We start from the raw sequence: 15237 nt of genomic DNA on the forward strand, positions 1-15237 counted from the left end.
TTGTTATAACTATTATTTCCCTCATAAACTGTGCTACGTTTAAAGGGCTTTACCCCTATCTCTAATAGCAAGGAATACTCTGATGGATCAAAGCCACGAAGATTTTGAAGAACGCCGTCAATCCCTGCGGGTTGACATGGAAGCCGAACGCATACAGATCTCATGGACAGATGGCTTAGGCGTGGTGCACACAGATGATGCTATCTGTATGGATCTGGCACGTCGTGGTGTGCTGATTGAATACAAGCAGGCCTTTACCCTGGGCGAGCTGCTCAAAGTTACCTTCAATCCCAACACAGATAAACAAAACAGCATCAAGGCTCAGGTGTGTCGCTGCAGCGAATGTGCCCCGCACCGTTTTCAGGTTGCGATGCAAATTATTTAGCCTTTTCAGTGAACTAAAAACGGGAGTTCAGGCAGTATCCATAACTCTGTTCTATACTAAACAGCACAAGTTCTGCGACATAAATCAGTGCCAATGCTTGAGGGAGACACGCTATGATTCTGCTTGTTGGGGGTGAGAAAGGCGGCGCGGGCAAGAGTTGCCTGGCTCAGAATATCGCCGTACATATCACTCAAAAATTCAATGCCAACGTATTGATGGTCGACTGTGATCCCCAGCGCACCACCTCAGACTGGATCCAGGCCCGTAACGAAGATGCCAGTCTACCCGCGATCAACTGTATTCAACTGTACGGTAAAATCCGTAATGACCTGCTTGGGTTAGACCAAAGGTTTGACTATGTGATTGTCGACTGTGGCGGTCAGGACAACCTGGCGATGCGTGCGGCCATGTCGGTAGCCACCTATGTGGTGCTGCCACTCAGGCCAAAGCGGCGCGATCTCAAGACCCTCCCCCATATGGAAGATATGCTCAGCACCTGTAAGATGGTTAACCCTAAGATGGTAGCAACCGTGGTGATGACACAATGCCCTGCGCTGCCCAGCCAATATAAACGCATATTGGAGGCCAAAGATGTGGTTGAGTCATTTGGGCTGAGGGTATTGGACGCGGTAACCTTTAGCCGCAACGTCTACGATGACAGTGAAGAACAGGGATCGTCGGTCATCGAAATCGAACCGGATGGAAAAGCCGCCGCCGAGATACGTGCTATCGCCGATGAACTGTTTGCGATACCACCAGAAAATTCCTATGAGCTTAACTGATCTTAAACGTCGTAAATCCAAACCTCGCAAGAAATTGTCGGTTGAAGATTTTATCGAGGATGCCAACAACTATGCGTTTGGTCAGCCAAGCCTTGCCAATCGCGTCAAGAAATCGCGTAAAACCAACACCACGGTCAATCAGAAGAAACAGGCGAGCCGCATCTTTCGCCACGCCACCTTCACCCTGACCGAGACCAGCATAGCCCAGCTCAATACGCTGGCGAAGGAGAGCAAGGTCGCCAAGTCTCGGCTGATCCGTATGATGATCACCGAGTTCGCCAGAAAATCCAAGGCCGAGCTAGAGGTGCTAATAGAGCTCAGCCAAGACTAGTCATCCGTAGGGGCTATTCGTTAGTGACTATTAGTTGATGACAAGTCGTTGATGACTAGTCGTTAATGATTACAGATACGATCGGCTGCGGTGGCTATCCCCTCGGCCGACTCGGTAAACTTACCCTTGCGCTCGAGAAACGCGATCAGCTCCTGGGCATCCATCTCGCTGGCCGAGCAAGTATGGTAACGAGCCTGCTCACCAAACTCCTTATGCATGAGCTGAGTCAGCTCCCCCTTAGATATTGCGCGGCCCAGGGACAACATAAGTTCCATCACCTGATGGCCATGAATTGAATCTGACATACTCTTCCTAAAAGATATAAAATAGATGTCACTTTATAACCTATCTCGGTAGCAGAAACTTTGATCCCGAGCCCAAAGCCCGCCCTTGTCCTAAAACCAGCGCCAGTGCTATGCTGAGGATCACTAAGGCCTCTCCCACACGAGTACCCAGTTTTCTATGCCTTTAATCCTCCTGCTGACCCAACAGATGTGCCTCTACCTGGTCATAGTGTACCTGCTGAGTAAGACGCCGCTGTTTAAGCTATTTGCCGAGACGGCAACCCGTCTGCCCCATAAGATCTACATCTATCTTATCTTCTCGGGTTTCTGCATCATGGCCACCTATTTTGGCGAGCAGACCAACGATGCCATCGCCAATACCCGCGCCATGGGCGCCGTGCTCGGCGGCCTGTTGGGGGGACCGGTTACCGGCTTTCTGGTGGGCCTAACCGGCGGCTTGCACAGATACAGCATGGGCGGCTTTACCGACTTGGCCTGCGCCATCTCCACCACGTTAGAGGGCCTGTCGGCGGGCATCGTCGGCTATTATCTTCGCAAACAAAATCGCAGCGAGATGGTCTATGCGCCGCTGCTGGTCGCCCTGGTCACCTTCTCGGCCGAGATGTTACAGATGGCGCTAATCCTGGCCATCGCCAAACCCTATGGCGAGGCCCTAGCCCTGGTGAAACAGATCGCCCTGCCCATGTTGACGGTCAACTCCATAGGCGCCGCCCTCTTCATGAGCATGGTGCGGGATCAGAAGACCATGTTCGACAAGCTCTCCTCCGCCTTCTCCACCAAGGCGCTTAAGATTGCCGAGCGCAGCGTGGGGATCCTCTCCAAGGGGTTCGACCAGGAGGGCAGCACTAAGGTGGCGCAGATCATATTGGAGGAGACCAATGTCGGCGCGGTGGCCATTACCGATAGAGAGAAGCTGCTGGCGTTTATCGGCATCGGCGACGACCATCATATTCCCGGCACCCCCATCTCCTCAAAGATCACCCAAGATGCCATAGAGCAGAACTGTGTCATGTTCGCCGACGGTGTGGAGACCCCCTATGCCTGCTCCATCTCGCCCCAGTGCCGCCTCGGCTCCAGCCTGGTGATCCCCCTGAGGTGCGAGTCTGAAGTGATAGGCACCATCAAGCTCTATGAGCCCAAGAACAAGCTGTTTCTCAACATCAACCGTACGCTGGGCGAAGGGATCGCCAGGCTGATGAGTAACCAGATCCTCTATGGCCGCTATGAGCTGCAACAGAGCCTGCTGACTCAGGCTGAGCTCAAGCTGCTGCAGGCGCAGGTCAATCCCCATTTTCTGTTTAACGCGCTCAACACTATTGCCGCCATCATAGGCAAGGATCCCCTGATGGCGAGGCAGCTGCTGCAACACCTGTCACAGTTTTTGCGCATCAACCTCAAGCGCACCACAGGCCTGGTGACCCTCAGCGATGAGCTGGAACATATCGACGCCTACCTCACCATAGAGAAGGCAAGATTTATCGATAAGCTCAGCGTGCATATCGACATTCCAGCAACGCTGCACCAGTACCGCCTACCGGCCTTTACCCTGCAGCCCATCATAGAGAATGCGGTAAAGCATGGTACCTCACACCTGCTGGAGCCCGGGGAAATCTGGGTCAGTGGCAGAGCCGAGCAAGATTTATTAATATTGGAAGTAAAAGATAATGCAGGTCTGTATCGGGAAGAGCTCAATGCAGACACCTCAGGATTAGGTATGTCCATCGTCCATAAGCGGATCCAGAGCCTGTTTGGCCCCCACTATGGCGTTAAGATCAACTGCGAGAAGGACCGTTTTACTCAAGTCATTATTACCCTGCCGCTAAATGATGTGGCACAGACGGAACCCACAGCGTGATCACTTGCTTAATTATCGACGATGAACCCTTTGCCCGTGAAGCCCTCAACGACCAACTCAAGATCTATCCCGAGCTAGAGGTGATAGGCCAATGCAGCAACGCCATCGAGGGGATGCAGGCCATAGGCAAGCTCAAGCCGCAGCTGATCTTCGTCGATATCCAGATGCCCAAGATAAGCGGGCTCGAGATGGTGGCCATGTTGGATCCCGACAGCATGCCCAGGGTGGTGTTTGTCACCGCCTTCGATGAATACGCCATCAAGGCCTTTGACAATCATGCCTTCGACTATCTGCTCAAACCCGTGGATGAGGCACGCCTGGCCACCACCATATCCAGGGTGCGCCGGGACTTGCACCAGGTGCCACTCGATGCCGTGTTGCCAACGATGCTCGAACATGTCCCCTGTTACTGCGGTAACCGTCTCAAGGTGATCAACGTCGAAGAGGTGGAGTTTGCCTTTAGCGATCTCAGCGGCATCCATGTCACCACGGCGCAGGAGCAGGTGCACACTCATCTGACTCTCAAGGTGCTGGAAGAGAAGACGGATCTGGTGCGCTGCCACAAGCAGTATCTGGTTTCACCCCAGGCGATCAGCGAGATAGTTATCTTAGAAAACGGCGCCGAGGTCCTGACCCACTCGGGGAAGACGGTTCCCGTCTCCCGCCGCTTCCTGAAACCGATAAAACAGCTCTTCGGCTTTCACTAATACCGTTACTGGCTCGATTTTACCGCTTAATCTGCTTATTCGACCACTCACCTAAATGTCGGTTTCCTTAAATTGCCGACAGGTTACACTCTTGTTAACTTTAAATGGGAGTACTAATTATGATGTGGTTTCTAATGTGTGTCGGCCTGCTACTCGGCGGATACTTCATCTACGGTAAGTTTGTTGAGAAGGTGTTCGGTATCAATACCGCTCGCCAAACCCCCGCCTTTACCAAGACAGACGGCGTCGACTATGTGCCTATGTCAAAAGGTAAGGTTTACCTGATCCAGCTGCTGAACATTGCAGGTGTCGGCCCCATCTTCGGCCCTATCTTAGGTGCCCTCTATGGTCCCGCCGCCATGCTGTGGATCGTGATCGGTTGTATCTTCGCCGGTGCGGTGCATGACTACTTCTCTGGCATGCTGTCGGTACGCAACAATGGCCAGTCTGTGCCAAACCTTGCCGGTAAATACCTGGGCAACAGCGCCAAGCACTTCATGAACGTGTTTGCCATCATACTACTACTGCTCGTGGGCGTGGTCTTCATCTCTGCGCCTGCAGGACTGCTCGGCAAGTTAACCGGTTGGGACGTTAGCCTGTTCCTCGGCATCATCTTCACCTACTATCTGATCGCCACCATCGTGCCGGTCGACAAAATCATTGGTCGCCTCTATCCCTTCTTCGGCGCCCTACTGCTGTTCATGTCTGTGGGTCTGACCATAGCACTGATCGTCTCTAACGAGCACACATTGCTGCCAGGTTTCAGCGCCGGTGACTTCCTGTCTAACCTGAATCCTAACGACATGCCTCTCTGGCCTGCCCTGTTCATCACCATCGCCTGTGGCGCCGTATCTGGCTTCCACGCCACTCAGTCACCGCTGATGGCTCGCTGCGTCGAGAATGAATCTAACGGCCGTTTCGTGTTCTACGGTGCCATGATAGGTGAAGGTATTATCGCCCTGATCTGGTGTGCTATCGCCCTGTCATTCTTCGGCGGTGTAGAAGGCCTGAATGCCGGCATGGCAGGCAACCCTGCAAACGTTGTGTATGAAGCTTCTACCGGCCTGCTAGGCGCTGTGGGTGGATTCATGGCTATCCTGGGTGTGATTGTTCTCCCTATCACCTCTGGCGATACCGCATTCCGCTCTGCACGTCTGATCTTGTCTGAGTTCTTCAAGATGCCACAGACTGCATTGCCTAAGCGTCTGGTCCTGGCTATCCCACTGTTTGTGATTGGTGCAATTCTGACTCAGGTCGACTTCGGGGTGATCTGGCGTTACTTCGGTGTGGCTAACCAAACCACAGCCGTGATGATGCTTTGGACCGCTTCTGCCTACCTGCTGCGTCATAACAAGCTGCACTGGATCTGTACCGTACCGGCCATGTTCATGACCACAGTGGTTATTAGCTTCCTGCTGAACTCTGCCACCTTAGGTGCAGGCCTACCGATGACGGTTTCTACCATTGCCGGTGTAGTATCGACCTTGGTCATTACCGCACTCATCATAGTGAAGACTAAGGGTCGCGGCGAAGAAGAGTTACCCGAAGAAGCCTAAACACTCCAATAACATCCCCCAAAGTAAAAAACCAGTCGCAAGACTGGTTTTTTTATGTCTGTGTCGGTGTCGCTCACAACACCAATCGTTTTAGCGCTATACGCCTGAGCGATTTATCCCTTTAGCTGCTCAGGGGTAATATGCACGCTGCCGCTATCGTTGGAGAGCCACACCTCACCCTCGCTGATATTATATTGCAGGCTCATGTTGCGACTGACCATCTCGCCCATTGCCTTCACCTGCTCTTCGGGCAGGTTCCACACAGCAAGGTTCTGATAACGGCTGAGAGCCTGCTCATTTTGCTGCCACCAGATCGGCACGGCGCGGCCGCCATAGGTATAGAGCAACACCCGATCGGCGCGGCTGCTGGCCTTCCTCAGCCACTTCTCATCGCTCTGACCAAACTCAATCCACAGCTCTATCTCGTCGCTTAAGGATTTCTGCCACAGCTCGGGCTCGCCCTCGACGCACAGCCCCTTGCTAAAGGCCAGGGTGTCGCTGGCATTCAGGGCAAAGGCCAGCAGCCTGACCATCATGCGGGCATCGGTTTCGGAGGGGTGCTGTGACAGCGTGAGGGAATGATCTTGATAGTAGCCACGATCCATGTCGGCAATCTGCAGCTGCACTTTATAAACGGTTGCTTTGGGCGCCATAATGCTCAGTCGTTAAGAATAAAGCGCCTAGTTTACCCTAAATAGGCGCCCTTTGAGCAATAGATGCGTTACAGTGCGCCCGGGCGCAGGTGTTTCGCCATGGGGAAATGGGCTACCAGCTGGGCTATGGTCTCAGTTTCAGCGTAGACCATCACCCGCTCGCCCTTGTCTAACCTGGCTGATAACTCACTGAGCGGTAACATGGGCTGACGTCCGGCGTCGCGGCGCACCAACTCAGACAGACGCTCTGGCAGCACCAAGTCACTACAGAGCCAGTCGAGGCGCTGCATCATAGGCACGGCGGCCAGGGGCAGCAGATCGATTGACGTGTGGGCTTCGAGCAGCAAAAGCTCACCGCAACCCGAAAGCGTGCCGAACGCCTGTTCGAAATAGTTATCCGTGCGCTCATCGAATCTGTCGCCATTGAGGCGGAAGAACTGCTCCCAGAACAGCTTACGCTGCTCAAATTCCGGCAGGCGATGCTGCACCTCGGTGCGTTTATCGGCGATGAAATCGAACAGTTCACTTAAGGATGCCGGCAGCCAGGTCTCCAAACGTGCCCTAAGCTCGCGGGCAAACACAGGCGCGGCGCCACTAGTGCTGATGGCAACCTGTAAGCGGCCCCTGTCGACGATGGCGGGGGTGATGAAGTTACAGAGTTTGGGGGCATCGACCACATTGACCCAGAGCCCAAGCGCCTTGGCCTGCAGGGCAAACTGACGATTGAGAGGCTCGTCACTGGTGGCCATATAAAGCAGATCTATCCCTTCGAGGTCGTCGAGTTCGGCGAATCTCTGCTCCAGGGCGATCTGCCCCTGGTTAGCCATGGCCATCACGGCGTCACAGACATCCGGGGCAATCACCCGAATATGGGCCTGGGTGCGGCTCAGCAGTTCAAGTTTGCGGCTGGCGACAATGCCTGCGCCTATCATCAGGATCTTCAGCCCATCGGCCTGGGCGAAAATGGGAAAATATTGCATCGATTAAATGACTTGTCTCGACTAAGGATAAGACAAGAGTAAAGTAAGCCTCTGCGAGCGGCAAGCACTACTAGCTAAGCTGCTCGCTACGCTCGGCGCTGCAATGCCAGCAGAGCTCAAAGTTACCTTCATTCATCTCGTGGCATTTGACGCACTGCCACTTGGGACTCTCGCTGTTTAGGGTCTCAAGCTGCGCCCTGGCCGCCTCATACTGAGACTCCGCCACCCACAGCTCGACATCCTGCAAGTCGACCGGCAGCTCGCCGATCCCACCCAGCAAGGCCTCACCTCGCAGCTCGACCCCGATACCGCAGGCCTCCAACATCCCTTTCCAAGCATGGGCCTGTAACAAGTTACCACCGGCCACCAACTTACTGCGCTCTTCCATCTTTATCCCCTACAACGCTTGCTCTTTTTGGCAAATTATCAGGTGTATTGATTAATCGCTGAACATCCTAGCCTTAAAACTTACATTTTGTCGAGTCGGGATCCGGCCAAATTGGCAATAAAAAAGCCACGAAATCGTGGCTTTTTCATGACACTGGTCGGGCAGCATGTGCCTATGGCATCAATGCATCCTGATCCGCGCCCTCTTTTTCGATCTCCACAGGCATCATATGCTCGCGGTTGATCCCCAGCTTGACCGCCAGGAAACTCGCCACATAGATAGAGGAGAAGGTACCCACGAAGATACCCATCAACAAGGCTGTCGCGAAGCCGTGGATCATGGTGCCGCCCTTGAGGAACAGGGCCACAACCACCACCAGGGTCGTACCTGTGGTGATGATGGTACGGCTCATGGTTTGGGTAATAGAGTTGTTCACCACCTCTTCTGGAGTACCCTTACGCATCTTGAGGAAGTTCTCACGGATACGGTCAAACACAACGATAGTATCGTTGAGCGAGTAACCTACTACCGTCAGCACACCCGCCAGCACCGTCAGGTCAAACTCCAGCTGGAACAGCGAGAACACACCTAGCGTGATGATCACGTCGTGCGCCAATGCCGCCACCGAGCCTAGGGCCAGACGCCATTCGAAACGGAAAGAGACATAGATAAGGATACAGATCAGCGCCACCAAGACGGCTAGGCCGCCCTGCTCGGCAAGCTCTTTACCCACCTGAGGACCAACAAACTCGACACGCTTCTGGCTCACGCCTGGATCGACTTTGGCCGCGGCCTCCATCACATGCGCAACCTGTAGGTCGCTCTTCACGCCTTCCTTTACCGGCAGACGGATCAGCACGTCGCGGCTCGAACCAAAGTTCTGCACCACGGCGCCATCTGTCTCGTCTGAGGTCAGGGCTGCGCGCAGCTGATTCAGATCGACAGGGTTTTGAAACTCCATCTCAACGACGGTACCGCCGGTGAAATCCAGACCCCAGTTTATTCCATTAACTGCCAGTGAAGCCAGAGAGCCGATCACTAAGATGAGTGATAGCGCACTGATAGCCACGGCGTGACGCAGGAAGTTGATCGTGCCTTTAATTGATAAAATCTCGAACATGGTCAACGTCCCCTTAAATAGACAGTTTCTTCACGCGCTTACCGCCCCAGATAGCGTTAACTATCGAGCGAGTACCCACGATGGCGGTGAACATAGAGGTCGCGATACCTATCATCAGGGTCACGGCGAAGCCTTTCACGGCGCCGGTACCCACGGCAAACAGGATCAAGGCCGTCATAAAGGTGGTGATGTTGGCATCGGCAATGGTTGAGAACGCGTTGCCATAACCTTCATGGATCGCCTGCTGAACGCTGCGTCCGGCACGTAACTCTTCACGAATACGTTCGTAAATCAGTACGTTACCGTCAACCGCCATACCGACTGTCAATACCATACCGGCAATACCCGGTAGGGTCAGCACGGCGCCAGGGATCATAGACATGACGCCCACTACCATTACTAGGTTAGCCGTCAGCGCCAGGTTAGCGATAAGGCCAAAGCCGCGGTAGTAGACCAGCATGAAGATTAACACGACCGCCATACCCCAGATCATCGCCTGCAGACCGTTGTCGATGTTTTCCGCACCCAGGCTAGGACCAATGGTGCGTTCTTCGACAATTGAGACTGGCGCGATCAAGGCACCGGCACGTAGCAAGAGGGCAAGGCTTTGCGCTTCAGAGTGGTCAAGACCGTTAATAACGAAGTTACGGCCCAGACGCGCCTGGATGGTCGCAACCGAAATCACCTCTTCGATCTTATCCATCTTCACGCTGCCGTCAGGATTCTTGGCACCGTTATCTTTATACTCGATGAACAGGGTCGCCATCGGCTTGCCGATGTTGTCCTTGGTCACGTTGGAGAAGATAGAACCACCCTTAGAGTCCAGGTTAATAGACACCTGAGGACGGCTGTATTCATCGAAACTTGGCTGTGCGCCCTGGATATGGTCACCGGTGAGCATCACCTCTTTGTGCAGGGCCACTTTACCGCCCTCGCGGCGATCATAGATCTGCGAACCTGGTGATACGCGACCGGCTGCAATCGCCGCCGCATCGGCCTTCTCGTCTACCATGTGGAATTCGATAGACGCAGTCGCACCCAGGATATCCTTGGCGCGGGCCGTGTCTTGAACACCCGGTAGTTCGACGATGATGCGCTCCGCGCCTTGGCGCTGAACCACTGGCTCGGCAACACCCAACTCGTTTACACGATTACGCAAGGTGGTGATGTTCTGCTGCAGCGCTTCCTCTTTAACTTGCTTGAGGTAGATCTCGCTCATGTTCGCCAGCAGCATGAAATCGCTACCAGACGACGCATCGACGAACACCATCTCGTTAGTGCGGCTCTTGAGGAATCGTTCTGCCTTAGCTAAATTCTCGGCATCACGAAACTTGATCTCAATCCCTTTAGGGGTATTGCGAATACCCGCATAACGAATTTTTTCACCACGAAGATCGGTTCTGAAATCGGCAATTTTCGCTTCGGTCATCTTGCGGATCGCCTCGCTCATGTCCACTTCCATCAGGAAGTGCACACCACCACGAAGGTCCAGACCCAGCTTCATCGGGCTACCACCCATAGACTCCAGCCACTGAGGCGTAGCCGGGGCCAGGTTAAGCGCCACGATATATTTGTCGCCGAGTACCTCGGCAATTGCTTCTTTCGCCAGCAGTTGCTGGTCCGCATCGGCAACACGTACCAATAGCTGACCATTTTCCAACTCTGAACGCTTTACCGCGATGCCTTTCGCCGACAGGATGTCAGTGACTTCACTCTGAGTCGAAGCATTAACTTCCGCGCCACGTGTGGCCACGACCTGCACCGCGTGATCTTCACCAAATAAATTTGGTATTGCGTAGAAGGCACCGACGGCGATGATCAACGCCACCATCAGGTTCTTCCACATTGGGTATTTATTTAACACACCATCGCCCTCTTGGCTTAAAGTGACTTAACTTTCAACTTAAAGTGACTTAATAGACCCTTTAGGCAAAACAGCCGCTATGTAATCCTTCTTGATTGTGATTTCTGAGGTTTCGTTGATCGTCAGCAACACATAATCGTTGTCATCGCTGATCTTAGCGATCTTACCCAAGATCCCACCACTGGTGAGCACTTCATCACCCTTGCTCAACGAGCTCATCAGGTTCTTATGTTCTTTTACACGCTTAGATTGCGGACGGAAAATCATGAAGTAAAAGATCAGACCGAAAATGACCAGCATGAAAACCAGTTCCATGGTACCACCCGCACCACCTACTGGCGCATCGGCTGCGTATGCATTTGAAATGAACATATTTCTCTCTTCTTATTAGCAGTAAAATTAATCGGATAACTTAGGAACTTCGCGACCTTGACTGGTATAGAACTCCTCAACAAAGGCGTCTAATGTACCTGTCTCGATAGCGCCACGCAAACCTTCCATCAACATTTGGTAGTAACGCAAGTTGTGAATGGTGTTTAAACGTGCTCCTAAAATTTCATTACAACGATCTAAATGGTACAGATACGCCCGTGAGTAGTTCTTACAGGTGTAGCAGTCACACTTAGCATCGAGCGGTGAAGTATCATCACGATGACGCGCATTGCGGATCTTGATAACCCCTTCACTGGTAAACAGGTGGCCGTTGCGCGCGTTACGAGTCGGCATGACGCAATCGAACATATCGACACCTCTACGTACCCCCTCAACGAGATCCTCCGGTTTACCTACCCCCATCAAGTAACGCGGCTTATCGGCCGGGATCTGTGGGCAGACATGCTCAAGAATACGATGCATATCTTCCTTTGGCTCCCCAACCGCCAAACCGCCGACGGCATAACCGTCGTATCCTATCTCTAACAAGCCTTTAAGGCTCTCATCGCGCAGGTCTTCATACACACTGCCCTGAATGATCCCGAACAAGGAGTTAGGGTTTTCCAAACGGTCAAACTCATCGCGTGAACGCTGTGCCCAACGCAGCGACATCTGCATCGATTTACGTGCCTCGTCGTGGGTCGCCGGGTATGGCGTACATTCATCGAAGATCATCACCACATCTGAGCCCAGCGAGTATTGGATCTGCATCGACTTTTCCGCGTCCATGAAGATCTTCTCACCGTTGATTGGCGAGCGGAAATGCACGCCCTCTTCGGTGATCTTACGAATGTCACCCAGGCTAAATACCTGGAATCCGCCTGAATCGGTCAGAATTGGACGCTGCCAGTTCATGAAGTCATGCAGATCGCCATGCTTGCGCATGATCTCTTCACCAGGACGTAACCAAAGGTGAAAGGTGTTCCCCAGCAGAATATCGGCGCCCGTGGCGCGCACTTCTTCTGGCGTCATCCCTTTTACCGTACCGTAGGTGCCCACTGGCATGAATGCCGGCGTCTCTACCGTACCACGTTCGAACACTAAGCGACCGCGACGCGCGCGACCATCGGTTGTATCTAATTCAAATTTCATTTTTAACCTCGCCAGAGAAACAGTCTGACTCTCTTCGTGCCATTAAAACAGACACAGCTGAACAATAGAGATAAGGGCAAACAACTCAGTATCAACCCTTATCAATAAAAATCTCTAAAAAAATACCCACCTCAAGTGTGGGTGGGTATTTTAAAGCAAAATCATCGCTTAGATCGCTTTTTTAGTCACAAACATGGCATCGCCATAGCTGAAAAAGCGGTATTTTTGCGCAATCGCGTGCTGATAGGCGTTTTTCACCTCATCGAAGCCGGCGAAGGCGCTGATCAACATGATGAGGGTCGATTCCGGCAGGTGGAAGTTAGTCACCATGGCATCGACAACCTGAAACTCATAACCTGGGTAGATAAAGATATCGGTGTCGTTGCTATAGGCCTGCAGCTCACCTTCGCTGGCCTTGGCCGCACTCTCTAATGAGCGCACCGAGGTGGTGCCCACGGCGATGACGCGATTACCGGCCGCCTTGGTGGCCTTAATACTATCGACCACATCCTGAGGCACCTCGGCCCACTCTGAGTGCATCTTATGATCTAAGATGCTGTCGACCCTAACCGGCTGGAAGGTGCCCGCGCCCACATGCAGGGTCACGAAGGCAACATTTACCCCTTTCTCTTTCAACGCGGCAAGCAGAGCATCGTCAAAGTGCAGACCCGCCGTAGGTGCAGCCACCGCGCCAGGGTTCTGGTTGTAGACTGTCTGATAGCGCTCCTTATCGGCATCCTCATCGGGACGGTCGATATAGGGCGGCAGTGGCATATGGCCAACCTCTTCGAGCACCTCGAGTATGGTGGACTCGCTATTGAGTTCAAGCTCAAACAGGGTGTCGTGACGGGCTAGCATGGTCATCTCATAGCCGCCATCTAGACAGATGATGGTGCCAGGTTTAGGTGACTTGGAGCTACGCACATGAGCCAGAATACGCTTGTCGTCCAGCATACGCTCGACCAAGATCTCCAGCTTGCCACCGGTTTGCTTCTGACCGAAGACGCGCGCCGGGATCACTCGGGTGTTGTTGAACACCATGAGATCGCCAGGGTTAACCATCTCCAGGATATCGGTAAATTGCTTGTCCGCCACCGCGCCGCTATTTCCATCGAGTGTCAATAGTCGGGACGCCGTGCGATTAGGCATGGGGTAACGGGCGATCAACTCATCGGGAAGATCGAAAGAAAAGTCGGCAACGCGCATAGTCTGTCTCTGCTTAGCATAAATCGGCCGCTAGTCTATTGGCTGATGATGATAAGATCAAGACACACAGCTTAGCTGGCCTTCTTCTCCTTGTCGGCCACGACAATATTGGCCTGTAGATCTAAGCTAGCTTTTCGGTAACTGTGCTGTTCGAAGGGGATATCGACCTCGACCCGCCGCCGTCGAGAGGAAGATTTTTTGCCTAGGCGTTTCATTAACCAGTTCCACATCATCCATGATCCTTTAAACCGATAATTAATATGAGGAGTCATAGGTGCACATCCTGTCGATCCCAATACCTAAGCGAGCAGTCGGTTAAAGATAACGTCGCGTAGAATAAAGGTTTCATCGCACCTTCTGGCATGATAACGTGAAAAGCGTGATTTAACAAAGCAATTAACTTTATCTAATGAACTTTTTGGCTCATCTGCACCTGGCAGATAACAGTAAAACCGATCTTGCCGCCAACCTTGCCGGTGATTTTGCCAAGGGCAATATCGCCGACCATCCCAAGGCCCTGCAACAGGGGATCTGGCTGCACAGGCAGATAGACTCGCTTACCGATAGCCATGAACTCACCAAGGAGCTCAAGGCGGCCTTCCCAAAGACGCTGCAACGCGCCGCGCCGATACTGATCGATCTGGCCTTCGACCATATGCTGGCCAAATATTGGGAAGAGTATCACCACCTGCCACTGCCCGACTTTGCCCAGCAGGCTTACCTAGCGCTCAGTAGCGCCGAGCAGCTGCCGGTTAATCTGAGCGATCTCATCATACGCATGCGCCAGGAAAACTGGCTAATCGCCTATGAGAGCCGTGAAGGGCTGAATCAGACCATCAAGGCAGTAAGCAAAAGGGTTTCTAAGCCGGAAATTTTCGATGGCGCCATCGACACGGTTAAGCGGATGGATACCGAGATAGAGATAGCCTTTCGCACCTTCTATCCTCAGTTGATGGCCTACAGCCGCATCTGGACCCGCCAGACGCCGCCCGAGTTTCTTTAGCGGGTGAATAGCTAAACCTAAGGGTTCAATTCTGTGTCGTCGACCTTCAAAAGCTTGGTAAGCAAGCTAAAGCCGTTCGTTAAGCCTAAGCGCAAGCGGTATCGCTATCTCAGAGATGCGGCGTTAATGGTGCTGGTTGCCTTTGCCCTGCTCAGCTATCAGCAGCGCAACATGATCTCAGGCGAGGCGCCGCCCCTGCGCGGCATCACCACCCAAGGTCAGCCCATTGCACTTGAGCGGGGGCAAGTTACTCTGGTCTATTTCTGGGGCACCTGGTGCCCGGTCTGCCGCGTCACCTCGCCCATGGTCAATAGAGTGGCCGAGCAGCACAAGGTGATCAGCATAGCCGTTGCCTCGGGCACGGATGGTGAGATCAACCAATTCATGGCTGAGCACGGCTATCAGTTTGACGTCATCGGTGATGAGGAGATGCTGCACCAGGCCTGGGGCGCAAGCGTTTTCCCCGCCATCTACATCGTCGACAAGCAAGGGCAAATTCGTTTTAAGACCTCTGGTGCCACCAGCAGCTGGGGCATGAGACTCAGGCTGTTGCTCGCGGCCTGGTGAGCTATCGCTTT

The 15237-nt window shown here is 53.2% G+C and carries 18 protein-coding genes; 8 read left to right on the forward strand and 10 right to left on the reverse strand.

What is annotated here, in order from left to right:
- Nucleotides 1-82: 82 nt before the first annotated feature.
- From K0J45_RS11855 to K0J45_RS11865, 3 genes are all read left to right on the forward strand, one after another.
- A complete protein-coding gene (locus K0J45_RS11855; RefSeq protein ID WP_220042711.1) occupies nt 83-385 on the forward strand; it encodes a PilZ domain-containing protein in 303 nt (100 codons plus the stop codon).
- A 113-nt stretch (nt 386-498) separates the two neighbouring features.
- A complete protein-coding gene (locus K0J45_RS11860) occupies nt 499-1167 on the forward strand; it encodes an AAA family ATPase (protein WP_220042712.1) in 669 nt (222 codons plus the stop codon).
- The gene (locus tag K0J45_RS11865) at nt 1154-1498 is read left to right on the forward strand and encodes a replication protein RepA (RefSeq protein WP_220042713.1); all 345 of its coding nucleotides are present in this window, start codon (nt 1154-1156) and stop codon (nt 1496-1498) included. The genes K0J45_RS11860 and K0J45_RS11865 overlap by 14 nt, the downstream gene beginning before the upstream one ends.
- 62 nt (nt 1499-1560) lie before the next feature.
- Here K0J45_RS11865 and K0J45_RS11870 read toward each other — a convergent pair whose 3' ends face one another.
- Nucleotides 1561-1803 (reverse strand): YecH family metal-binding protein, encoded by a 243-nt coding sequence (locus K0J45_RS11870; protein WP_041406649.1) that lies wholly within the window; start codon nt 1801-1803, stop codon nt 1561-1563.
- A 157-nt stretch (nt 1804-1960) separates the two neighbouring features.
- Here K0J45_RS11870 and K0J45_RS11875 point away from each other — a divergent pair, with 157 nt between their 5' ends.
- From K0J45_RS11875 to K0J45_RS11885, 3 genes are all read left to right on the forward strand, one after another.
- Nucleotides 1961-3658: a sensor histidine kinase gene (locus tag K0J45_RS11875; RefSeq protein WP_220042714.1), complete on the forward strand. Its 1698-nt coding sequence runs from the start codon at nt 1961-1963 to the stop codon at nt 3656-3658.
- Entirely contained in the window at nt 3655-4365 is a 711-nt protein-coding gene (gene btsR / locus K0J45_RS11880; RefSeq protein ID WP_220042715.1) for a two-component system response regulator BtsR, read from the forward strand. Before K0J45_RS11875 ends, btsR begins: the two co-directional genes overlap by 4 nt.
- A 119-nt stretch (nt 4366-4484) precedes the next feature.
- Nucleotides 4485-5921, forward strand: a complete 1437-nt coding sequence (locus tag K0J45_RS11885) for a carbon starvation CstA family protein (RefSeq protein ID WP_220042716.1) — start codon at nt 4485-4487, stop codon at nt 5919-5921.
- Nucleotides 5922-6034: 113 nt separating this feature from the next.
- On the opposite strand, the gene K0J45_RS11890 is transcribed toward K0J45_RS11885, so the two are convergent.
- The 9 genes from K0J45_RS11890 to K0J45_RS11930 form a co-directional block, all read right to left on the reverse strand.
- Entirely contained in the window at nt 6035-6574 is a 540-nt protein-coding gene (locus tag K0J45_RS11890) for a YaeQ family protein (protein WP_144204362.1), read from the reverse strand.
- Nucleotides 6575-6642: 68 nt separating this feature from the next.
- Nucleotides 6643-7554 (reverse strand): precorrin-2 dehydrogenase/sirohydrochlorin ferrochelatase family protein, encoded by a 912-nt coding sequence (locus K0J45_RS11895; protein ID WP_220042717.1) that lies wholly within the window; start codon nt 7552-7554, stop codon nt 6643-6645.
- A gap of 70 nt (nt 7555-7624) precedes the next feature.
- Nucleotides 7625-7942: a putative signal transducing protein gene (locus tag K0J45_RS11900; protein WP_011866130.1), complete on the reverse strand. Its 318-nt coding sequence runs from the start codon at nt 7940-7942 to the stop codon at nt 7625-7627.
- Nucleotides 7943-8114: 172 nt separating this feature from the next.
- Nucleotides 8115-9062: a protein translocase subunit SecF gene (gene secF / locus K0J45_RS11905; protein ID WP_220042718.1), complete on the reverse strand. Its 948-nt coding sequence runs from the start codon at nt 9060-9062 to the stop codon at nt 8115-8117.
- 13 nt (nt 9063-9075) lie between these two features.
- A complete protein-coding gene (secD, locus tag K0J45_RS11910) occupies nt 9076-10926 on the reverse strand; it encodes a protein translocase subunit SecD (protein WP_220042719.1) in 1851 nt (616 codons plus the stop codon).
- 39 nt (nt 10927-10965) lie between these two features.
- The gene (gene yajC, locus K0J45_RS11915; protein ID WP_041406650.1) at nt 10966-11298 is read right to left on the reverse strand and encodes a preprotein translocase subunit YajC; all 333 of its coding nucleotides are present in this window, start codon (nt 11296-11298) and stop codon (nt 10966-10968) included.
- A 27-nt stretch (nt 11299-11325) separates the two neighbouring features.
- Entirely contained in the window at nt 11326-12450 is a 1125-nt protein-coding gene (tgt, locus tag K0J45_RS11920) for a tRNA guanosine(34) transglycosylase Tgt (RefSeq protein WP_011866134.1), read from the reverse strand.
- 168 nt (nt 12451-12618) lie between these two features.
- A complete protein-coding gene (gene queA / locus K0J45_RS11925; RefSeq protein WP_011866135.1) occupies nt 12619-13656 on the reverse strand; it encodes a tRNA preQ1(34) S-adenosylmethionine ribosyltransferase-isomerase QueA in 1038 nt (345 codons plus the stop codon).
- Nucleotides 13657-13727: 71 nt separating this feature from the next.
- Nucleotides 13728-13889 carry a hypothetical protein gene (locus K0J45_RS11930; protein WP_186300684.1) on the reverse strand — a complete coding sequence of 54 codons (162 nt, stop codon included), beginning with the start codon at nt 13887-13889 and terminating at the stop codon, nt 13728-13730.
- A 176-nt stretch (nt 13890-14065) separates the two neighbouring features.
- Between K0J45_RS11930 and K0J45_RS11935 the strand changes: the two genes are divergently transcribed.
- Nucleotides 14066-14659: an acyl carrier protein phosphodiesterase gene (locus K0J45_RS11935; protein ID WP_220042720.1), complete on the forward strand. Its 594-nt coding sequence runs from the start codon at nt 14066-14068 to the stop codon at nt 14657-14659.
- 33 nt (nt 14660-14692) lie between these two features.
- A complete protein-coding gene (locus tag K0J45_RS11940; protein ID WP_258406677.1) occupies nt 14693-15226 on the forward strand; it encodes a protein disulfide oxidoreductase in 534 nt (177 codons plus the stop codon).
- The last annotated feature ends 11 nt before the right edge of the window (nt 15227-15237 follow it).

The organism is Shewanella alkalitolerans (assembly GCF_019457575.1).
Lineage (GTDB): Bacteria > Pseudomonadota > Gammaproteobacteria > Enterobacterales > Shewanellaceae > Shewanella > Shewanella loihica.